Raw genomic sequence first — 22,872 nt, 5'->3', positions numbered from 1 at the left:
ATAATAAAACTGTATATATTTTTTAAACATAAATGAAATTTGATAATTATTTCTTAACAGAAATGTATCAATTGTTCATGTGTTATTAAAATATAATTATTGTTTATTTATTCTTAGAAACATGCCGGTACAATCTTATTTGCTATAACTATAAATATTTATAGTTAAAGAAATGTTAAGCAAATATAGGAATAAAAAATAAAATATTTCAAAAACAAGAGATTTGTTTTTGCTTATATTACAAAAAGATAATATAGGATGAATCAGGTTCCAGAATGTAAAAATGCCCTTTATCAATCTGATAAAACGGTAAAGCGAATTTAAATAAAATTAATCAATATATTGTGATTTAATTTGAATTATTTATGAATTTTTCCTATCTTTTTGATAAATAAACAGATAGAGAATTTTAAGAATAATTAATATATCTTTCCGGAATTCATAAAAAAAACAGTAAGTGCTTGATTCACTTACTGTTTTTTAAGGTGTAACCGTTAAGGTTTTTTATAAATCAACTTGCTGAAAGTTATATGGCATCAATCCCTAATGCCGATCTGTAGCTGATTAGATTTGAGATTTAAAATATACTTAATCCGTATTGTTTTGCCAGATCCAGAATCATATGGTAACCCGCCAGTGAATTACCATGCTGGTCCAAAGCAGGACTGAATACTCCGATTCCTATTTTGCCGGGTACGCTTACCGTAATGCCGCCGCCTACACCGGATTTACTTGGCAGGCCTACTGTTCTGGAATATTCACCGCTGAACTCATACATGCCGGCCGTCAGCATCTGTGATTCTACCAATTTTGCCATATCGGCATTTTTATAGGTGGAGTCTCCATCAAATCTTACACATTGATTGGCAAAGAAGTATCCGATTTTCGCAAGGTCTTCTGCGGTAAGTTCAATAGAACACTGCTTGAAATAGTTATCCAGCTGATCTTCGTTCCCTGAAATAAGTCCGCTGTTTTTCATGATATAAAACATCCCGCGGTTGCGGTGTCCTGTTGATTTTTCGGATTCGTAAACAGATGTATTGTAATCTATTGAAGGGTTTTTGGTGATGTATCTTACCATATCAAGTATTTTCAGAAATGGTTTTTCTCCATCGCCTGAAATGAGGGAAGTGGTAAGAATTGCTCCCGCATTCATCATAGGATTAAGCGGTTTACCTGTGGTTTCCAGGTTTGAAAAGTGGTTGAAGGGTTTGTCAGAACCGAAATACCCCATTTTATCAAAGATATGGGTTTCTCCTTTTTCATTGACAGCCACCATTAATGATATGATTTTGGATATGCTCTGCATGGTAAATTTCTTATGGACATCACCGGTATTGAATACTTTTCCATTTTTGTCTACCACTGAAAAAGCGATTGCTTTAGCATCCATTTTTCCCAGTTCAGGAATATAATCTGCCACTTTTCCCTGGGTGTAATAAGCTCTGTTTTTCTCCAGGATGGTGTTTAGTGTTTTTTCTGAAATGGTTGAAATATCTGCTGTTTTCTGTGCATAAACAATTGTGCTTAAGGAAATAAGAGCTGCTGTACAGATTCCTTTTGCAGAAAATAAAAAGCGGTTGTTTTTCATATAGAAGATCTTCAAATAAATGGTTTATAATAAGCCTTAAAAAACAAAGATAAAGTATTTTAATCTTGTCAGCAATTCTCATTTGCCGTACCTGCCTGTAACTGGTTTGAATAAGGAATCATTACAGAAAAGACCGGTATTTCTGAAGTCAATGAGAAAATATTGCGGCCGTACAGAATGAATGAAAAGCAGTGTTTTTTTTTTTGCAGTTTTAAATGTGATTAATTTTAATCTAAATGTAATTTATGTAGTATAAAATAAATAAATATGAATTTTTATTGTTGATTTTGTTGTTTTTAGTTATTGAAAATTAGAATTTTATTTGGTTTTAATGTGGGAAATTGATAAAAAATGCATTTTTTCTGAATAACTAATATGACGGTGAAATAGCATATAGACAGTAATTCTTCTATATGTTTGAAATTCAAATGTAAAATATTGTTATTTTTTCACGATTAAATGATTTTTGTATTAAATTTTTTATTAATTTGATAAAAAATTAATAACACTTTTTTAATAACTATGAAAAACAACACCTATTTTGGTAGGCAGCACATCTTCAGATGGCTCCTGCTATGTTGGCTTTTGGTACCCTGGGTACTGCAAGCACAAGCTCGAATTACATGGACCGCTCAGGTCGGATGCCAGGAATTCCGTGGCGAAAAAGAAAATCCGGTCCCCGACAACGGTATCGCTTATTCCTACATCAATTCATCGCAATGTCTCCGTGTCTGTGAGGTATCCAATGTGGTATATGAAGTTCAGGGACCTAATGTTTCTGCCGTTCAATGGACGGTTGCAGGCGGAACCGTAACCACTTCAGGACCTGCTAACACCATAGGTACTGTGGCCTGGGGAACGGCAGGTAACGGATCTTTGCAGGCTGTCATTACGTACAGTGACGGAACTGTAGAAACCCAGACGATCTGTATTGAAAAGATCAACCGGCCGATTGCCAAGTTTGAAATGCTAAATCTGGATGAGGTGGTATGCAGAAATACGACGATCTATTTTGATAACCTTTCTGACCAGAACGGAGGATCGGATATTATCAATTATTTCTGGGACTTTGGTGACGGTACAACTTCTACAGCTTTTGAACCGTCTCACTTATATGCTAATCCAGGAAATTATACGATTCAGCTGACCGTAACCAACAAATGCGGCTGCCAGAGTAAATTTAAAAAGCAGATCAAGGTATTGAAAGCTGATCCTGTACAGATCAACTGTGCTTCCGTAGTGTGTGAAGGCAGTAAAGAAACATACAGTGCTCAGGATGGATGTGGCAAAGGACAATGGAAAGTTATCGGAGGCACAATTGTGGGCACTAACGGTAACGAGATTGAAGTGCTTTGGGATCAGGTAGACCCGCTTGAAGGCTTCGGATATGTAATGTATATGTCAGAATGTGCCTGCCCTGAATGGACTACAATCAAAATTCCTGTAGTTTTAAAGAACGCAAAAGTTAAAGGACAGGCGGTAATATGTTCCGGCAGACAGTATACCTATTCAATTCCTCAGTGGCCTACAACCAAAGTTGAATGGAATGTAACGGGGCCTGCGGGAGGCCAGCTGACCAATACCCAGCAAAGAAATGAAATTGTTTTCTCTGCCAATCAGCCGGGTACTTATCATCTTACAGCTAATTATTTCAATACATTACTGACCTGCGAAGGACAGGCTTCTATTGATATCGTTGTAGAAGCACCGGTACTGGTAAGCGGTGGGGTAGATGAAATCTGTGCAGGAACAAGCCAGGGATTCACGGCTTCACCTAACGTGCCTGTTATCTGGAAAGTAACAACCGGGAATTCTACATATACTTCTCCGGTAATGACAGGAATATTCAACTACAACTTTGCAACAGCAGGAACCTATACTGTGACAGCTACCAAACAGAGTGGAGGTTGTGAAAGCAATGCAAGAATTATCAAGGTACTGCCTATTCCTCAGCCACCTTTAGGAACAATATCCGGAGAGACAAAAGTATGCCCGGGAAGACCTTATGTTTATACCATCAGCTCTGTTGACTCAGGAATGGTACCGGTTTGGAGTGTAACCAACGGAACCGTTCAGGGAAGTAATGCCGGATCTTCTGTAACGGTTATATTTAATGCAGGGGCCACATCATATACGGTGTCTGCTCAGAACAAATCTATCAGTAATGCAGGATGTCTTTCAGCTCCGAAATCCTTTAATGTGACGAAACTGGATCTCAGCACCATTGTAATTAATCCTAACTCAGGTCCTTTCTGCCCCAGCAGCACTCAGACCTTCAGTGCCAATCTGAACGGAATTGTTCCGGATTCTATGGAATGGTCATTTGCGAGTTCTAATTTCGGAAGTGTTGTTGGAGGGCAGGGTACAGCTAATATTACTGTAAACTTCAACGAAATTTCCTCAACGAGTACGACCAATCTGATTCTGAAAGTCGTAAAATGCGGCGTAACACAAACGATTACGATGCCGGTATCATTAATAACGCTTCCGGTAGTAAGCTTTACAAATGTTGGCGGAATCTGTTTAGGTTCAAATCTTACTTTCACAGTAAACCAGGGAACCATTACTTCTGCAACGAATGTGATTTTCACTTTTGCTAACGGAAATATGTTTAATACAGCCTTTAACCCGGCAGGAGTTTACAGCTTCCCGAATACCGGGTATATCCAGAACAATTCAGGAAACAATGTTTCCCAAACGGTTACTGTAACGTACGAAGGTACTAACGGATGTAATTATAAACCTACAGCAAGTGCTAACTTTATTATCTACCCTGAAACCATTATTACAATTTCTCCGGTATATAATATTGCAGTTTGTGATCCTACAACGATGGCACCGTATACGCTAACGGCTAACAGTTCTACAGGGCTTACCAATATTGTTTCCTGGCAATGGTATAAAGACAATACAGTTATATCAGGTGCTACGACTAATTCATATGTTATCTTTGGTGCCGGTGCTTTTGGGACGTATAAGGTACGGGCAGTAGATATCAATGGCTGTGTGGTTTATTCTCAAAATATTAATGTAACACAGTCTTGCCCGAGCAGCGGAAGCTGTACAACAGATCCACAAATTAATTTCATTCCGGCATGGTCAGCCTGTAATAACATTACCGTTTCAGGTTTAAGTTACAACGGAATCCCGGATGAAATTCAATGGTTATCCGATAGTGTACTCACTTTAGTTTCCGGCCAGGGAACAGCTTCTCCGGTATATCAGACTAATCTTGCAGGAGCGCATATTGTTTTTGTACGTTTAAGATACGGATCATGCTGGTACAGCAAGGGAGTGGAAGTAAGAAAACACTATGAGCCTAAATTCAGTATCAGTACAGTTTGTAACGGAAGCGGATATACGGTAACACTTTTCAATACCTCTACTATTTTTGACATCAATCCGGCGTCTGTTACCTATACCTTCACTTCATCAGGACAGCCTACTCAGACAGGACAATCGGCTACTTATAATCTGACGCCAGGTACTTACACCTTTACAATGACAGTATCTGCGCCAGGAAAACCAACGTGTACAACTACACAGACAATTGTATTAGCTCCGGTTCCTGATACAACATTCCTGGTTCCTGCGTGGTTATGTGCACGCTCACCTATTACGTTCAGTCCGATAACATATGTTCCCGGAAATACCTACACATGGATTTTTGATGGTACATCGTATATTACGACAGGTCCGGATGCCACGATAACTTACAATACGGCAGGAACAAAAACAATTCAGCTGAAAATAAGAACCCCGATGGGATGTGAATATACTTCTGCTGTAATCGGTGTTAATGTGAAAGAGGCATCTCTTGATGGTACTATAATGCCTCCTTCTCTTGTAGCCTGTATGGGAAGTGCTCCTAATATCGTATTTACCAGTACGGTTGGAACTCCCAGCCAGTATATCTGGATGAATGGCTCTCAGCCTGTATCAGGAGCACCGAATTCTCCTGTATTCACACCAACGCAGTCCGGCAGCTACTGGCCGGTGCTGGTATCATCAGACGGATGCAGAACCAGTGTTATGAGTGAAGCAGCAGTGCCTGTAACCCTTAAAAATCCACCATATGTCAATATATCAGGAACCGCTAATATCTGTGACGGATCTTCAACAGTACTTACCGGTATTGTAACAGACAACACCCTGGAATATCAATGGAAAAAAGGAAATACGATAGTAACGCCATGGGCTTCAGCTCCTTATCCTATTGCTTTGAGTACGGGGCCGTTAACAGCAGGTACCTATGTTTATACACTGGAAGTAAGAACTCCTGGTACATCAGGATGTACAAGCAGTAAAAGCTTTACCGTTACTGTAAGCAGTCCGCCGGCACCGATTTCGGTAAGCTATAATCTGGTTAACTGCCAGCCTTATGAGATTATGCTGACTGCATCAGGGCCATCCGCCGGAGTCTATAACTGGAGCAACGGAATGACAGGCCAGTCCATCACCGTAAATGAAGGTGGGGCCTACCAGGTGATTTACACTGCGCCAAGCGGCTGTAAAGTTATAGGTAATACACAGGTGCCGTTAAGCCTTGAAAGCCTGATGTGGGTATTCCCTACAGGATGTTATGACGAATGTTTTAGAGAGGGTAAATATATCTTAGGACCAAAAGGCGTTTTCGATCATCATGAATGGCAGCTGTTCGGAAACAATATCCAGAGCGGAAACAATGATTATATCTACCCGCTGTATATCAATTCTGCAGGTACCTATCAGCTTCAGATTGACCATCTGGGATGTCAGTTTACTTCAGGAACCATGAATTATTATCCTGGTAAAGATTGCGGATTCGAAACAGATTGTAAACTGGAAGCGGATATCAAAGGTATGAAGTGGGTTGGAGATCACTATAAAGTTTATGGGGTCATCTACAATACCGGAAGCCAGCCGATAAGCCTTACGGTTTCAAGTCTTAGTGGATTTGGAGTTTATATTCCGTCCATTATTACGATTCCTGCAGGAGGAACATATGATATGAATGCAAATCCACTGGCATTCTATCCCAACTCAGGCTTCCAGGGGGCTGATGAGATCTTATTCTCAAACGATACATGTAAGTTTACTACCAAAGCGGTAGATCCGGACTGGATGGGTATGAGAAGTGCAGGAAGAAATGTAGTTGCGGCTTCAGTTTCTTCTCTGAAAATGATCCCGAACCCTGCGAAGGAAAAAGTGAAAATCTCGTATAATACGGGCGATGAAAAATTACTTGCAAAACAGGTTACAGTTTTTGATGCCATGGGCAATGTCAAATTCCGTAAGGAACTGAAAGCGGCCTCCGGAGAGGTAGACGTGGAAGTTACCAGCTGGCTTCAAGGTGTTTATATCGTTATTGTACAAACGGGAGACACATCATTACAAGGAAAACTAATTAAAAATTAGTAGCTTATAAAGCAGTGTTCTCTTCGGAGAGCACTGTTTTTTTATAGTATTTGATAATTAAATGAATTTTTATGATACAATTAAAAAACAAATTGTGGGGATTACTTCTGATTTTGCCGGCGTTATCTTTCAGCCAGACTTACCAATGGCAATGGGGGAAGCAGGCAGGAGGGCTCACGGGTTCTGCTGATCCGGGATTTCATTATATCTTTGATGAATCCATAAGGGATATTGTAGTAGACAACAACAATAATACCTACTATCTTGCAACAATGCGTGAACAGGGACAAAACCTGAATGGAACACCGGTAACCAGCTACGGGCTCAGTGATCTTTTCCTGTTCTCTACAGACTGTACGGGAAATATAAGATGGTCCAGACCCATAGGAGGTACGGGAAACGGAGAAAATGCGTGGCATATTAAAGTGGATAACAACGGAGGTTTGTACATGGTAGCTACAATCTATAACAATTCCTACGCCGGAGATCCGAATGCTACTCCGGTACATTTTGATGATACCCATACACTGCCTCTTTACACGTATTATGATCAGACGATAGATCCTGCCCACAAAGCAGCTTTTCTTTTAAAATATAATACTTCAGACGGAACATTGGCATGGAGCAAGCCTTTACAGGGAGATGTCAGTTTTTTCTCCCGCATGTGCGATGTTCAGACAATGTATATGGATTCATCCAAAAATATCCATGCTGTCATGGGATTCAGAGCGGGAACGCATTTAAACGGGTTAATTACAGTACCTTCAACCTATACTTCAACCTACCAGTATTATGCGGTTAAGTTCAATTATGATGGTGGTAATATGACACCGGCTGCTCCTTTGCTTCTTCCCATTACAGGAGATGCCATAAATGCTGTGGGAAGAGAAGGAAAAGTTAATCTGGTGTATGATGAAAGTCTGAACCGCTATTATCTTGCGGGTAAAAGAATGGATCCGGGATTCAGTAATCTGATTGATCTTTCCTATAATAATGTTCCGTTTACGAAAGCCGCTTATGTGCTTGCTTTTGATGGTACCACCGGAGCCGAGGTATGGAGAAGGGAGATTAACAATGGTACAACAAGTACGGATGATGAAATTCATTCCATTATAAAAGATCCGGCTACATCAGATATTTATATTTCAGGACGTTATTTTAACGGAATAACAGTACCTGCCACTTTCGGGACTTATACTTTTCCACTGAGAAGCTATGTGGAAGCGGTGCCTTTTGTAATGAAGATCAATGCTTCGGGTACCGTGCAGTGGGCAAGGACTCCGGATGGAATGTCTGGTCTTCAGTTCGGTTATCGTTTTACTAAGGGGACCCTTGCCTTTAATGGAAATGAAATAGCATTTGCCAAAGGAAGCTGGTCTGATATCTGGGGCAGCTATGCTATGGTACGTCCCGATGGAGACCGGTCAGATCCATTACTGGTAAGGCTTAATAAAGATACCGGAGAGGTTTTGGGAACGGGAGAGATCCGCAGTAACTTTTATGTTATCGATGAATTTACAGCAGTAGCTGCAGATCAGGATGGAAACTATGTAGCAGGCGGCTTTTTTCATGATCAATTATTTACAGACCCCAATGATAATGTCAGTACAATGACAGTTAATGTAGCAGGTGGGAAATCTCAGTCTTTTTTTACAAAATTTGCAAAATCAGCATGCAGCCAGATGTCAGTAGAAGAAACGGCTGTTCAGGCAGGAATACAGTTATACCCTAACCCGGTTCAGGATGTACTTACCATCAGAAGCGAAGAACCATTGGTTTCTTATGAGATCTTTGGTGCTGCAGGACAGCTGGTGAAACAGGGAACTTTGACTATGGCGCAGGAACAGGTAGTATTATCTTCTCTTAAGACAGGAGTATATTATATTAAACTTAAAACCAAATCTTCAACAGTAACTGAAAAAATACTGAAGAAGTAAAAAACAAAACTGAAAATTAATAACCTTATATATTGAACAGTGCCTTCCAAAGGACACTGTTTTTTTATGGATATTTTTTTGATTAAAAAAGATTGGCTGTTCGCAATTTTACAATTTTCTGCCTTCGGGAATGCTTTGTTTTGTATAAAATTTTTAAAATGAAAAAATTACTTACCCTGAGCGGATTATTACTATTTACCTTCTGGTGTAATGCTCAAAACACCGATCTTATGAAAACAGTAAGAAAGACCATAGAAGCCAGTAATGAAATCTATGCTGATCTGGCGAATAGAAACGACGGATCTATCCTTACACGGTATACCAGTGATGCATGCCTGCTTCCACCCAATGCTGTCCCGCTATGCGGAAAAGATGCAATACTCGGTTTCTTTAAGAACGGGCCCAAGGTTCATGTTAAGTTTACGATTCAAAATCTGTATGGAGATGGTAAAACTTCGGTCACAGAAGAAAGTTATTATGAAATGACAGATTTGGAAGGTAAAAAGCTGGATGACGGCAAAGTGATTGTGATCTGGAAGAACACAAAAGACGGCTGGAAAATGCATCGTGATATGTTCAGCAGCAATCATCCTTCAAAATAATCAAAAGCCAATATTGACAGCCTGCTGAAGATCCGTATCATTTTTAATCAGGGAATGTCTGGATGCAGAGGGAGTGATACCTGTAAATTTTTTAAACTCTTTGGTAAAATGAGCCTGATCATAATATCCACATTCATAAGCGATACCTGTAAGTGATTCCTGGGTGTTGAGAACCATGCGCAGGCCTTTGTTAAATCTGATTACAGCCGCAAAAGAGGAAGGGCTTATCCCGATATGGGCAAGACAAAGCTTCTGAATATATCTTTCCGATAGCCCTGAAATTTTTGCTGCCGCTGGTAAATCCAACGCGTGCCGGCCCATGAAAAACTGCTGGCTGAGTGCCTGAACTACTGCGGTTTTCTTTATCCGGGATTCATTCTTTTTCAGCTGCTGAAGAAAATACATTTCCAGAACATGGATTTTTGAATAAATATCAGCGGCATGCATGATACGGTCATACAGGTCTCTGCTGTCATTTTTTGTTATATCGTACATATCAGTGGCATAGTTCGTAAACACTGACAAGGGATCAGAAAAAAATAAGTGTCCGGCATGCGGATAGATCCTTGCTATGAGAACTGAAGTTCCCTTTGCTGCACTGAGACGGGTGGGAAGGGTGAGGTGCCCCAGAAATTCTATATCCGGAGTATCTTTTTGCTTGCCATTGATCGTGGTAGCTGCAAAACCACCGGAAATATTGATGATCAGGTCTGCATATCCGCTTGGATAAAACACTTCATCCCTGAGGTCCTCGTCAATCGTAACAATGGTATAACTCTTTATGTAAGGTGCTAAGCGGTCAGATGGTAAAATTTGCATAGCTGTTATGGGTGTTAATTCATTGATGCATCGTTTATTCTAAGTTAGGAATAAATATCATATGAATTAAAAATGATAGCATTAAATTGAAAATTCCAATATCAAAAGATGCCGGAATTTTTATGCTGAAGGTTTTGAATTACCTATTCCGTATTTTTGCAGAGAATTAAACCGCAAAAGGTTTATCTAAAAATATGAGCGATACATTTTCTGGAAATCCTCAGATAGAGGTGGTTTCTTCCTTTTCCGAACTTATAAATACCCGTTTTCAGGGAGTCAGAAATGCAATTTGCTGGCAGAGAAACCTGGCTGGTGATTTTAAAGAAATTGTTTCTAAGCTTCAGTTAAAAGAGAGTATTACCGAAGTTTCTTCCGGTGATCTTCTGGAACTGGATCTGTCAGAAGAAGGAAATAAGGCAAGAGAAATTATTTTAAATGACTTACGCTTATTGACAGATTTTGGAGCTTCTCCGGTTCTTAATTTGCTTAAAAATTATGAACGGGATGAGGAACTCGGCTTTATTTCAACAGATGTCTACTCTTACCATGTGGATCGTTCACCTGTCGGAACCGATACTTTTCTGTGTACTTATTACGGAGCTGCAAGTGATATTATTTCTAATGACCAGGTGGAACAGAAAGTTTTAATTCCTGAAATCCGGGAACAGCTCAAAAAATTACATGATGGTCCGGAAGAAGAATTTGAAGACTTTCTGAAAGACTATTTTTTTGACCTTCATTATCAGCCTGAACCCCATGCAGAACCTGTCAATCTCGGAACAGGGCATCTTTGGAGGATTGCTGTAGATCATCCGGACCAGCAGGCATTGCCATGTGTTCACAGGGCACCTGTAGAAAATGATGGTGAATACCGGTTGCTGCTGATCTGCTAATGCCGGCCTTTCAATGAGAAATTACCAGTTTAAAAAAATCCGGCATCAGAAAAATGCCGGACTTTTTGTGATTGATAAATTATTTCCGCCGGATGGTCTTTACCATTTAATTTTTATTTTAGGAACAACTTTTCTGATCTCCTTCGCTACGTTATTCCCTGCTTTTCCCAGTTCATTGCTTATATTTCTGACCAGTTTTACCGCTTCATGATTTTTCCCGGGGCCATATTGTAAATCGTGAACTGTAGTATTCCATGTTTTAACGATATCGTTTGTGGGGCCAAACTGATCTTTTAGCGCCTCTCCGATTTGGTTCAGTCCTTTAACAATTGTATTGTTTTTTCCAAAACATCCTTTATCACCGCCGACTCCGTTGGTCAAGCATTTACTTAATTCCCGGTAGGTCAATTGTCCACCGGCACAACCCGCAAATGCATAAGGCTGGCCTCCTGTACTTATAGCACACTCTACGGCTATCTGTGCTTCTGTGTTCAGATTAAGCCTGCCTGCGCCGTAGCAGACAGCAGTTCCCATAAAAGATATTTCCCCGCTATTGGCCTGGTCTTTAAAACAGGATACCAGTTGCTTTAATTCAGGGTCATTTACCTTATCAGCAAAACATAACGGATACATTTCGTAATGATCGCCATATTCTTTGTAGCATTTCATCATATCCTGAGTAATCTGCTTCTCTTTAGAACCACCTAGTATACTTAGCATACAAAGGCTTTGTTCCTCCGGGGTGGACGAATTTCTGGCACATTTGTAAATTTCAAGTTCTTTCCTGCCAGCCATATTCGTCACCATACAGTCACCGAATTCCAGCTGGTTTAATGTGCCGTCAAAGTTCAGAGAATTCTTATAACAGTCTACGGCAGCTTGTTCGCTCGTCACCATAACATCTCCGAAAGGTTTTTGCTCATCAACAATCTGTTTGGGTATAGGCCTTACACCGTCAGCAGTTTCAATCCCTGTCTGATTATCATAAATTGGTTTTGGCAGGTGCATAACCGGTGGAGGAGGGACAGGAATATTGGAATACCCAACAACCCGATATCCATATCTGTAATCCAGTTCGATAATATTTTTATTAAAATCCAGGAAAAATGCCTTTTGATAAGGAACAGCTGACGGCAGACATAAATAGTTAATTCCCGTCTGGTCATATACTGCCTGACCTGCATTTCCCGGATTGCCATCCTGAACAATCATCCCCGTGTTGTACATGGTAAAGGACTGACCGTACGTTGTCAAAAAAAACTGGCCGATAGGATAAACCTGTGCAGACAGGAAGGAACAGAAACTAATAAGTGAAACCAGTCCGCTTATAATGAATAATTTTTTGATGATAGTATTCATGGTACTTCTTTTTTGATAAAGTTACCGCAGCAGACAAATACTAAGAAATTACCCGTTTTCGCTATTTTTTAATGAGGAGGAGCTGCAAAATTTCTACTATAATTTATATTCTTGACATTGCCTTAAATTCGGTAGGCCTCATATTGGTCAGCTGGTAAAAATTATTACTGAAAGCTGCAATATTGGAATACCCGATTTCATACGTTATTTCAGTCATATTCAGGTCAGTATCTTTGATAAGTTCCATAGCCCGGATGATCCTCAGCATTTTTATATACTGAATAAAAGTGATATGAAGTTTGGTCTGAAATAATCTTGTCAGGCTTCTCACACTCATCCCTGACTCCTTTGCCGTATTCTCTAAAGTAAGCTTTTCATGTAACTGGTTTCTAAGACGGTCTGTAACAGCATTTAGCCGCTGATCATCCGTTGTAGGAAGCTGAATCGAAAACTTTTTAAGATTTTCCCTCGGTAACAGATCTTTTAACGTGGTCAGAAATTGAAATTCCCAGGAACCTTTATAATAATTTCCCTGCCATTTCTCGCTGAAGGCAAGCATTTCAGATAACAGCTTGCTCACCGGATAAATTCCAAGTTCATTATAAAAACCGTCAGAATTTTTTTCAGGAAAATAGATGTTGATAATATACAGATCCTGAGTATTAAACATCAGGTTATGGGGATATTTTCCCGGTATCCAGATATAATGGCTGGACGGAATATAAAAATCCTTTTCGGCTGTCTGCAGATAGGCAATCCCTCCGAAAACCAGTAGAAGCTGGGCTTTGTCATGTTGATGTGAAGGCAGCTGCTGTTCGGTCTGCTGTCTTACCACAAGGATAGAGTCAGGATTTTCATCTACACTGTCTATGAGCTGCTTAAGAATTTTCATTTGGCCAAATATAACAAATATCAGGCTAATTATATAAAAAGATAATTTATCCTCATGAATAATTTTGGTACATAAAAAATAAGCATAATGAAACATAGCATAGCAAGTTCCGGTCAATCTCCTGAAATGAGAGCAGAGGACAAAATTTTTAACAGTAAAACATCTTATCCGGAAGACCATAGTGAAGTATTTGATTTCTGCCCTTTTACCTGCTCATATCCTTTTATACCGCTGATGGATCTGACCTGGGCTTTTGATGAATTAAGAAGAATAATAAAATACAGGCTTTTTAAAAAAGAGAAAATACAAACAGACACAAAAAATAAAATTCATGAAAATATATAAATCCGTTGCGGTATCAGGGGCTGTATTGCTGCTGTCGGCATCTTTTCTCCGTGCCCAGGATACAGCAGCTTCTCAGGCAACAAGTCTGGAAGAAATGTGGAAAGCTGCCGAAATGAATAACCGCCGGCTGAACCTTTCAGGTTTATATCTTCAGCAAAGTAAATTAGAAGTACTGGAAGCCAGAGACCGGCAGCTGCCGGAGCTTTCGTTGGGTGGAGATATAAAACTTAATTCCAGATTTCTTGTGTATAATGACGGCTTATTCTCCTCTCCACAGGCTGTTCCTGTAAAAAGCTATGGTTACGGAGCGGGGTACAGTCTGAATTTTAACCTCTTCAATGGCGGAAAGGAAAGAATACATATTAAAATGAAGCAGGAAGAAGAAACACGCCGCCAATATGAAGATCAACAACAAAGAAATAATCTGAAATACAATATTGCAGTTGAGTATTTTGATCTGTATAAGTTTCTGTACTTCCGTGATTTTCTCAATGCAGAAATTGCTGCAGAAAACAAACAGCTATCGCTTATTCAAAGCTTACACCAAAACGGAGTGGTGCTAAAAAGCGATGTGTTGCGAACCTCGGTCAAATTATCCCAGCTGAAATTAAACCTGTCTGACATAGAAAAGAAAATTGAGATTAAAAAACAACGCTTGAATGTATTGATGGGACGTAGCCAGGAACAGCCCTTGCTGATAGATTATAAAAACAGTCACGAAACTGAATATATTCAGGACAGTGATTATGAAGGCTATCTGCACACTGCCCTCAATCAGTCCCCTGAATTTAAGATGGCAGACAGTGATATTGAGTGGAGTGAGCTAAACATCAGGCAAACCAAAGCAGCTAGGTTACCCAAAATATCGTTGTATTCAACATATAATTATACCTATCCGCAGATCTCATTTTATCCTTACTCAAATGATTTATGGGGATTCGGACAAACAGGAATCAAAGTACAGTTTTCTATCGATAATTTATACAAAAGTAAACATTCCGTTGCCCGTGCCCGGATTATAAACAGCGAAACTAAAGAAAAAGCCGGGATTAAAGAAGATGAAGTTTCCCTTCAGATAAAAGAAGCCTATCTCCAGCAGGAACAGGCTTTGGAAAGTGTGAAAACTGCAGAAGAGAATATCTTAAAAACAACAGAAACACTTCGGGTGATCAGAAACAGTTACCTCCATCAGGAATCACTGCTGACTGATCTCCTGGAGGCAGAAAATGCTTTGCTGGAAGCAAGATTTAATTTAACCACTGCACAAACAAATGTAAAGCTTGGCCGCATCCGGTTACTGGCTATCGCAGGAATTCTTTAATATAAATATTATGAACAAAAATAAAACAGATAAACTTATTGTCAGCTTAACCCAATGGCTGGGAGCCGCATTATTAGCGGGTATCATTATTTGGGGAGTCCTGTATTTCTTAAAGGAATACCGTTATGAACAAACCAATGATGCACAGGTAGATGCCTATCTGTCTCCTGTTAATGCAAAAGTAGGCGGATATATCAGCCGGATTTACTATAAAGATAATCAGCAGGTTCGTAAAGGAGATACACTCGTGGTGATTGAAGTAGATGAATATGGGCTGAAAAGAGATGCCGCATCAGCAGAACTGGCCGGTTCATATGCCAAATTACCTATTTTGGCAGCTAATGAAGAAACACAGATCAAAAGTATTGAGGTTATAAAAGCACAGCTTTCGGGGGCACAGGCGAGATTAAGCCAGCAGAGGAAAGAGTTTGAACGGTATAAAAATCTCCTGGCAGATGAGTCAGCCACACAACAGAAATTCGACAACGTCAGTACCACATTGTCTATCACACAATCAGATTATGAACAGGCCAGAGCTTCTCTTCAGGTTGCTGAATCCAAACTCAAGGACCTTCATGCACAGCGGAATGCGGCAGAAGCAGAAATACAGATTAAAAAAGCCCTGCTCAAACGTCAGGAACTCGATATTAAATATACTGTAATCACTGCACCTTTTGACGGCCAGATCGGTAAAAAAACCATTCAGGAAGGACAATTGGTACAGCCGGGACAGACGCTGGCATTTCTGGTGAATAAAACGGAAGAAAAATGGGTAATTGCCAACTTTAAAGAAACACAGATCGGAAGCTTCAGGCCGGGCCAGGCTGTAAAAGTAGAAGTAGATGCTTTTCCGGATGAGCAGTTCAACGGGGTTATCGAATCACTTTCTCCAACCACAGGTTCCCGTTATTCTTTATTGCCTCCGGATAACGCCACCGGTAATTTTGTTAAGATTACCCAGCGTATTCCTGTCCGCATCAGGCTGGTGGATACTCCTGAAAAACGGGCAAAACTCTCTGCGGGAATGAATGCGAATGTCTATGTTTTAAAAGAGTAAATGATGCAGGCATATACAATTCCGGTTTTTAAACCCTGGGTTTCCGAATGGATGGCAAGATCCGTCATATTCGCCATTCTTATGACCTGCCTGTTTGGTTTTGCTTATTACGGAAGTCCTGTTTCAGTAATGGGTTTTTACGGCATACAGGCTGCTGATGTTCAATATGGTATGGTCATTCTTTATGGCTCTACCGTAGCTTTTCTGGCACTGGATTTCCGCATTGTAAAATATTTTGCCCCGAGAAAATATCTGTTGGCCGCATTGGCTGCCAATGCCTTATGTTCTGTCATCTGTTTTTATTTCAAAGGCTGGACGTTGTTTCTGATCTGTCAGTTTATACAGGGGATTACCTGTGCGTTGATGTCTGGGATCGTCTTACAGCTTATTTTTCCAAGATTACACTCTGCACGTGCAAGGGTAATTGCCTACAGTCTTTTATATGGAAGCATACAAATTGCCGCCCCGTTCTATTCCGTCTATTCTGGTATACTGCTGTATTTTTATGATTTCAACCGATTGTTTTTGGGATTCATTATTATACTCATTTTACTTGCAGCGGCGGTGCTGATAACAATGAACGGCAAAGCAAGATTTACCAGGAAGATTCCTCTTTATCAGGTGGATTGGGCCGGCTATCTGTTGTATGTATCTTTTATTTTGATTCTGGGGTATATCCTTGTATATGGACGGCTGCTGGGTTGGTATGACAATCCGTTAATTGTTTTGCTCAGTGTCGGTAATCTGGCTGTACTTACGTTTTTTGTGATCAGGGAGTTGAAGCTTAAAAGACCATTGATCAATCTGCAGATTTTCAGGGCGAAGAATTTTATTGCAGGTCTGATGCTGCTCTTTCTGTTTTATATTTTCAAAGGAAGTACCGGGCTTGCTTATGGTTATCTTGAGGTTATTTTAGGAAATGATCCTTTGAACACCATTCCTGTTTGGGTGGCGGTAATTTCAGGAACTGTGCTGAGTATGTTTGTTACCTCCCGTTTTGTACTGATGGGGTTTAATCTGATAAGGATTATTATTGCAGGTTTTGGTATGATGGCCTTATATTATGCCTATATGCTGGCATTTGTTTCTGTACAGGGTGAAACCGCTGACTTTCTTCTGCCCATGTTTATATATGGTGTGGCAACAGGCGTTTTGTTTGTTCCTATTGTTTCATTTACGGCATCCGCTGCACCGCCAGGGATTGCGGTCAATGCTTCGCTGGTCGGCATACTGGCCAGATTTATTGGTTTCACAGCCAGTCTGGCCTTCAATAATGAGCTTCAATTGTTTACAAAATCAGCTGTCAGGGAGAAAATAAGGGAAGCAGTGGCCGAAACGAACCTGCAATTGCCGGTCACTTTGCTGGATATTCAAAATCAGTATATGATTGCCGGTAATGATATGTATACAGCAAAAGGTGCTTCCACAAGCCAGTTTAACACTATGGTCCGGGAACAGATTTTAGCCCGGGCAACCCGGGATTATTATGACTGGATGCTTTTGGGATTGGCTTGCGTTATTATAATACTCTTATTATTTCCCTGCATTCAGCGGGTAATGCTTAGAATAAGGAAAGGAAATATACCTTATTAAAGCATTTTAAAATGCAAGAATTGGTAATGATAAGATTAAAACCCGTCAGCCAATCTGGAAATTTTGACAGCGATCCGGAAAAAATATCATACTGTTTTAACTGGTATTTTTTTTGTTATCCCCTGAAAGCCAGCCAGCTTTATCAGTGAGTATACATTACTGGACACTGCCGTTTAAAAGACGGTTTTTCAGCTTGAATTGTAAGATTGGTAATACGTAAATATAAACAGTTACAGAGATATGCTTTGGACAGTATGTGTTTTGTGTATGACAATTTTAGGACTGATGTTTTTACTGAAAAGACTTCATCAGCCCTATCTTATTGCTTATATCATAGCAGGGGTACTATTGGGACCTTACGGAGTAAAGCTCTTTGACCAGCCTGAAGAAATAGAGGCGGTTGGTGAGGCAGGGATTTTATTACTGATGTTTTTTATCGGGATGGAAATCAATGTTCCCAATAAAAAGAGCCTTATTATTAAACCTGTATTGGCTCAGGGCATCAAAATATTGCTGAGCTTTATGTTCGCTTTTTTGCTTGGAGGGATTCTTAAACTTGATTTTAAAAGTATTTTGCTCATCGCAATCCTCTTTACCTTTAACAGTACAGCTGTGGTTGTGGAGTTTTTGAAGAAGCACGGAACTCTGCATACAGCTTTTGGTATTGTTATCCTTAATATTCTGTTGCTGCAGGATCTTCTCCTGGCCCCGGTTCTGACCCTGCTGAAGTTTTGGAATGGTGAAAAGTTCAATATGCTGAACTTTGTCATTCCCCTGGCTATCTGTATCGGGATTTTTTTAATATTTCGAAAAATAAGGCATCTGAGGGAAATCAGATTTTCAAGTACGTTTCTTGAAAATGACCATGATCTGCAGGTATTTTCCGGTCTTTTTATCTGCCTTGGGTTTGGTCTTGTTGCAGAAGTTGTTGGTTTAAGTGCTGCATTGGGAAGTTTTATTGCCGGAGTCGTAGTAGGAAAGATCAGGGCATTTCACTGGCTTGAACATTCCCTGATGCCCTTCAAGGTTTTCTTTGTGGCACTTTTCTTTGTATCCATTGGTTTGAGGCTGGACCTCCATTATCTGTTTTCCAATTATACGCTTATTACCATAGGTACTTTAGTCGTACTGATCAGCAACAGTGTCATGTCATCTATATTCTTCAGGATATTGAACTTCAGATGGAAAGACAGTTTTTATGGAGGTGCATTGCTGTCCCAGACGGGAGAATTTGGTATCCTTGCCCTTTCCATTGCTTATAAAACAGGAATGGTGGGATATGATCTTTATAAAGCCGGCCTGGGAATTACCTGTTTATCACTTCTGCTGTCTACTATCTGGATCAGTTGTTCTGTTAAGTTCCGTAGAAATAAGGCTGCCTGAAAGTAAAGGAATGAAATGCATGAAAGATTCTATATACAGTTATATGTCAGAAAACTGAAATTTTGACAGGAATGCGGAAAAAATATCACACTTTGTCAACTGGTATTTTTTTTGATCAATTTTTCATATACAGCTGGCCGGCTGACGTGTAATTAAATGATTGTTAAACTTATTTAAAAAGAAATTGCTATGAATAATCTAGTGAGAAGAAACGGAAACAGCAACCTGGCTTTTTCAAACATCTTTGATGATTTTTTTGGTCGTGAACTTTTTAACTGGGGAAATAACAATTACTCTTCTACCAGTACAACGGTACCATCAGTAAATATAAAGGAAAACGGTGAAGCATATGAAGTTCAGGTTGCTGCTCCGGGAATGGATAAAAATGATTTTCAGATCAAACTGGATGGTAACCTGCTGACTATTTCATCCATGAAACAGGACAGCAATGAAACAAAAGAAGAGAATTTTACAAGAAGAGAATTCAGTTATCAGTCCTTCCAGAGAAGTTTTGAGCTTCCGAGAGATGTTGTGGACCAGGATAACATTAATGCAAAATATGAAAACGGGTTGCTTATGCTGACCATTCCTAAAAAAGAGGATGCCAAGCAGAAACCACCTCGAATGATTGAAATATCATAAAACAGAAAATGGCTGCTGCAGGCAGTCATTTTTTATTTTTATACTCTTTTAGTATCGCAGTATTATTTGATAGATCTGATGATGTTTTTATGTAACTTATTGATTTATAGGTTTTAAATAATCAGAGTGGTCCAAAATTTGCATCTAAAAGTAATGCCTGTTTTACTAAGATATTGTTTTTGAAACCATAACAAATAACTGAGTAATATGATCATCGATGAAAATCTTTTACTTGAAAATGGAGCAGTGTATGAGGATTATCAGGCAAAGGAGATTATTTATGAGCTGGGAGGTACTCCCCATTATTATTTCCAGATTGTTGAGGGAACAGTTGAGCTGAATAATTACCATGAAGATGGAAAAGAGTTCACCCTGAATATCATTTCGGAAGGGCAAAGCTTTGGAGAGTCTTTACTTTTCGGAGATAAGAATTATCCGATGAATGCCATTGCAAAAACCGATTGCAGAATCCTTAAACTGCCAAAATCCAATTTTTTGAGTATGCTGAGTGAAAATATGGACCTGGTTTTTACCATGTTCCGCTATCTTTCGGACCGGCTGTTCTATAAATATGTAATGCTGTTTAATAATTCAGCCATAGACCCGGTGCTGAAGATAAAATCTTTAATGGATTATTACAAGGAAAGCTCACTAAACCAAAGACCTTATTCTTACCAGGTCCCGCTCACCAGACAGCAGATTGCCAATTTAACGGGATTACGTGTCGAAACAGTCATACGTACCATTAAAAAGATGGCAGACGATGGAATTCTTAAACTGGATGGACGACGCATTTTTTTCTGAAATCAGATGTCAGGGGTACGTGAAATAATCACAGGCAATCAATTTAAAATCAGAATGTAACAGTTCTTCCATAACAACTGTCTTAATGATAAGGTGAAAAACCCTATAGTTAGCCTTATGCTGCATTATTAATTCTTTAAAAATAATCTCATGAAAGCGTATACAGTTATTCTGATCCTAATGAATTTTTTACTGCCACCAACCGTACAGGCCCAGCAGACATTGTGGGGAAGCCGGCAGGAAAAGGAAAGTATATACAGCATTCAGGACAGCGTAATGATCCGTACAAGAGATGGGGCAGCAATTTCTGCAATGGTAGTACGCAAAAAAAATGATAATGCTCCTCTGCCGGTAGTCCTGCAGTTTACAATTTATGTTCGGGATCAGGGACGGGATATGCAATCGCTTAAAGAAGCTGCAGATAAAGGATACGTAGGGGTTATGGCATATACAAGAGGCAAGCGTTTCAGCCCATCCGGGATTTATCCTTATGAAACTGACGGAAAAGATGCCTATGATGTGATAGACTGGATCAGCAGGCAGCCATGGTGTAATGGTAAAATAGGAATGTACGGAGGAAGTTACAACGGTTTTACGCAATGGGCCGCAGCTAAAAAACTGCATCCCGCATTGAAAACGATTGTCCCATATGTTGCCAATCGCCCGGGAATGGGACTACCTATGGAAAATAATATTTTTATCAATCCTAATTATGAATGGTCTTTTTATGTAGGCAATAATAAATATCTGGATAACAAGACAGGTGACGACCGGAAAAGATTCCGGGATATGATGTTCAGATGGTGGGATACCGGAGCTGCCTATCGTAAAATGGATAGTATTGATGGCACCCCGAACCGCCTTTTTCAGCGTTGGATAAGCCATCCTGCCTTTGATTCCTATTGGCAGAATATGGCTCCGTATAAGAAAGACTTTGCCGGAATTAATATTCCCGTACTGGCATTTGACGGCTATTATAATGATTCTCAGAATTCAGGAATATATTATCTGCGTGAGCTTAATAAATACAGTCCTCAAACACCTGCTTATCTGGTAATTGGCCCTTATGGTCATTTCGGAACACAAATGGGAGGGCAGGAGGTCATCAACGGATATACCGTGAGTAAAAATGCTTTATTTCCCATCAGGGAATACACCTATCAATGGCTGGATTATATTCTGAAAGGTGCTGAAAAGCCTTCTTTTCTGAAAGATAAAATAAACTATCAGGTAATGGGAACAGATGAATGGCGGAGTGCTCCTTCAATCGATGCCATGCACAACAGATATCTGAGATTGTATCTAAGCTCTGCCAAGGTGAAGGATGATAAGTATTTGTTAAGCCTGAATAAACCCGAACCCAAAAAATATTTAGTTCAGAAAGTAGATTTTGCAGACCGTACAACCAGCAATAATGATTATTACCCTGATCCCATTATTCGGGAAAGTGTATCCGGTAACGGTTACGTTTTCATAAGTGAGCCTTTGGATGCTTTGCTGGTAAACGGATCATTCCTTGGGAACATCAAAATCAGCATTAATAAAAAAGATGCAGATATTGGGGTAACACTCTACGAGCTTACTCCTGAAGGTAAATATTTTCATCTTTCTTACTATATCGGCAGAGCAAGCTATGCCAGGGACTATACTAAAAGACAATTACTGACCCCCGGTAAAAAAGAAACCATCGCCTTTGAAAATACTCATCTGGTCAGCAAACAGCTGCAGAAGGGAAGCCGGCTGGTTGTTGTGCTGAATATCAATAAAAACCCGTTCTCAGAACTGAATTATGGAAGCGGAAAGACCGTAACTTCCGAAACCATTGCCGATGCCAAAGAGCCATTGATTATTCATTGGTATAACGATAGTTTTGTTGAGATTCCTGTTTTATAATAGCTGATTTAAGTTCCGGTAATTTGAATTCATCCCCATTTGGACGTCAACAGAAACCGCTAAAACGATTTGAAATCATTCTGAAATTCATATATTTGTTAATATTGCCCCAAGGAAAGGCATCAATTCACCTATCGAAAAATAGATACTCTGTAGTTTCTTTTTTGTTTTCGTATGACCAGCGTCATAATACAGATTTTATTATCCTGGTATATTTGTAACAATAAGATCAAGAAAAATAAAAAATAAGAACAACAAGACCCAAACTAACCGTTGTAAGAAACTTATTTTTAATAAATGGCAGAGAAAGGAGCATATTATTACCTATCGAAAGATGTACCCAC

The 22,872-nt window shown here is 39.6% G+C and carries 16 protein-coding genes; 12 read left to right on the top strand and 4 right to left on the bottom strand.

What is annotated here, in order from left to right; translation table 11 throughout:
• Nucleotides 1-577 precede the first annotated feature (577 nt).
• Nucleotides 578-1,591: a glutaminase A gene (gene glsA, locus ACR1PO_RS03970; protein WP_433985916.1), complete on the bottom strand. Its 1,014-nt coding sequence runs from the start codon at nucleotides 1,589-1,591 to the stop codon at nucleotides 578-580.
• 522 nt (nucleotides 1,592-2,113) lie between these two features.
• On the opposite strand from glsA, the gene ACR1PO_RS03965 reads away from it, so the two are divergent.
• From ACR1PO_RS03965 to ACR1PO_RS03955, 3 genes are all read left to right on the top strand, one after another.
• Nucleotides 2,114-6,988 (top strand): PKD domain-containing protein, encoded by a 4,875-nt coding sequence (locus tag ACR1PO_RS03965; protein ID WP_433985915.1) that lies wholly within the window; start codon nucleotides 2,114-2,116, stop codon nucleotides 6,986-6,988.
• A gap of 71 nt (nucleotides 6,989-7,059) precedes the next feature.
• Nucleotides 7,060-8,925, top strand: coding sequence for a T9SS type A sorting domain-containing protein (locus ACR1PO_RS03960; protein WP_433985914.1), 1,866 nt, complete (start codon nucleotides 7,060-7,062; stop codon nucleotides 8,923-8,925).
• A 158-nt stretch (nucleotides 8,926-9,083) separates the two neighbouring features.
• Nucleotides 9,084-9,527: a YybH family protein gene (locus tag ACR1PO_RS03955; protein WP_332387812.1), complete on the top strand. Its 444-nt coding sequence runs from the start codon at nucleotides 9,084-9,086 to the stop codon at nucleotides 9,525-9,527.
• On the opposite strand, the gene ACR1PO_RS03950 is transcribed toward ACR1PO_RS03955, so the two are convergent.
• Nucleotides 9,528-10,346: a helix-turn-helix transcriptional regulator gene (locus tag ACR1PO_RS03950; RefSeq protein WP_332387810.1), complete on the bottom strand. Its 819-nt coding sequence runs from the start codon at nucleotides 10,344-10,346 to the stop codon at nucleotides 9,528-9,530.
• A 194-nt stretch (nucleotides 10,347-10,540) separates the two neighbouring features.
• Here ACR1PO_RS03950 and ACR1PO_RS03945 point away from each other — a divergent pair, with 194 nt between their 5' ends.
• The gene (locus ACR1PO_RS03945) at nucleotides 10,541-11,239 is read left to right on the top strand and encodes a DUF1826 domain-containing protein (RefSeq protein ID WP_433985913.1); all 699 of its coding nucleotides are present in this window, start codon (nucleotides 10,541-10,543) and stop codon (nucleotides 11,237-11,239) included.
• 99 nt (nucleotides 11,240-11,338) lie between these two features.
• Here ACR1PO_RS03945 and ACR1PO_RS03940 read toward each other — a convergent pair whose 3' ends face one another.
• Both ACR1PO_RS03940 and ACR1PO_RS03935 read right to left on the bottom strand, forming a co-directional pair.
• Nucleotides 11,339-12,598, bottom strand: a complete 1,260-nt coding sequence (locus tag ACR1PO_RS03940; RefSeq protein ID WP_433985912.1) for a hypothetical protein — start codon at nucleotides 12,596-12,598, stop codon at nucleotides 11,339-11,341.
• A 103-nt stretch (nucleotides 12,599-12,701) separates the two neighbouring features.
• Nucleotides 12,702-13,490, bottom strand: a complete 789-nt coding sequence (locus tag ACR1PO_RS03935) for an AraC family transcriptional regulator (RefSeq protein WP_332387808.1) — start codon at nucleotides 13,488-13,490, stop codon at nucleotides 12,702-12,704.
• Between the two features lie 87 nt (nucleotides 13,491-13,577).
• Here ACR1PO_RS03935 and ACR1PO_RS03930 point away from each other — a divergent pair, with 87 nt between their 5' ends.
• The 8 genes from ACR1PO_RS03930 (at nucleotide 13,578) to ACR1PO_RS03895 (ending at nucleotide 22,528) form a co-directional block, all read left to right on the top strand.
• Nucleotides 13,578-13,835 (top strand): hypothetical protein, encoded by a 258-nt coding sequence (locus ACR1PO_RS03930; protein ID WP_332387807.1) that lies wholly within the window; start codon nucleotides 13,578-13,580, stop codon nucleotides 13,833-13,835.
• Nucleotides 13,822-15,156 carry a TolC family protein gene (locus ACR1PO_RS03925; RefSeq protein WP_332387806.1) on the top strand — a complete coding sequence of 445 codons (1,335 nt, stop codon included), beginning with the start codon at nucleotides 13,822-13,824 and terminating at the stop codon, nucleotides 15,154-15,156. The genes ACR1PO_RS03930 and ACR1PO_RS03925 overlap by 14 nt, the downstream gene beginning before the upstream one ends.
• 10 nt (nucleotides 15,157-15,166) lie before the next feature.
• Complete coding sequence (locus tag ACR1PO_RS03920) at nucleotides 15,167-16,213, top strand: HlyD family secretion protein (RefSeq protein ID WP_433985911.1); 1,047 nt, start codon at nucleotides 15,167-15,169, stop codon at nucleotides 16,211-16,213.
• Nucleotides 16,214-17,806, top strand: a complete 1,593-nt coding sequence (locus ACR1PO_RS03915; protein ID WP_433985910.1) for an MFS transporter — start codon at nucleotides 16,214-16,216, stop codon at nucleotides 17,804-17,806.
• A gap of 267 nt (nucleotides 17,807-18,073) precedes the next feature.
• Nucleotides 18,074-19,189 (top strand): cation:proton antiporter domain-containing protein, encoded by a 1,116-nt coding sequence (locus tag ACR1PO_RS03910; protein ID WP_433985909.1) that lies wholly within the window; start codon nucleotides 18,074-18,076, stop codon nucleotides 19,187-19,189.
• 189 nt (nucleotides 19,190-19,378) lie between these two features.
• Nucleotides 19,379-19,831 (top strand): Hsp20/alpha crystallin family protein, encoded by a 453-nt coding sequence (locus ACR1PO_RS03905; RefSeq protein ID WP_433985908.1) that lies wholly within the window; start codon nucleotides 19,379-19,381, stop codon nucleotides 19,829-19,831.
• 207 nt (nucleotides 19,832-20,038) lie between these two features.
• Nucleotides 20,039-20,635, top strand: coding sequence for a Crp/Fnr family transcriptional regulator (locus tag ACR1PO_RS03900; RefSeq protein WP_433985907.1), 597 nt, complete (start codon nucleotides 20,039-20,041; stop codon nucleotides 20,633-20,635).
• A gap of 150 nt (nucleotides 20,636-20,785) precedes the next feature.
• Entirely contained in the window at nucleotides 20,786-22,528 is a 1,743-nt protein-coding gene (locus tag ACR1PO_RS03895; RefSeq protein ID WP_433985906.1) for a CocE/NonD family hydrolase, read from the top strand.
• The last annotated feature ends 344 nt before the right edge of the window (nucleotides 22,529-22,872 follow it).

Origin of the sequence: Chryseobacterium amylolyticum (assembly GCF_051011775.1) — a bacterium.
Taxonomy (GTDB): domain Bacteria; phylum Bacteroidota; class Bacteroidia; order Flavobacteriales; family Weeksellaceae; genus Chryseobacterium.
This window is presented reverse-complemented; position numbering and strand designations above follow the sequence as displayed.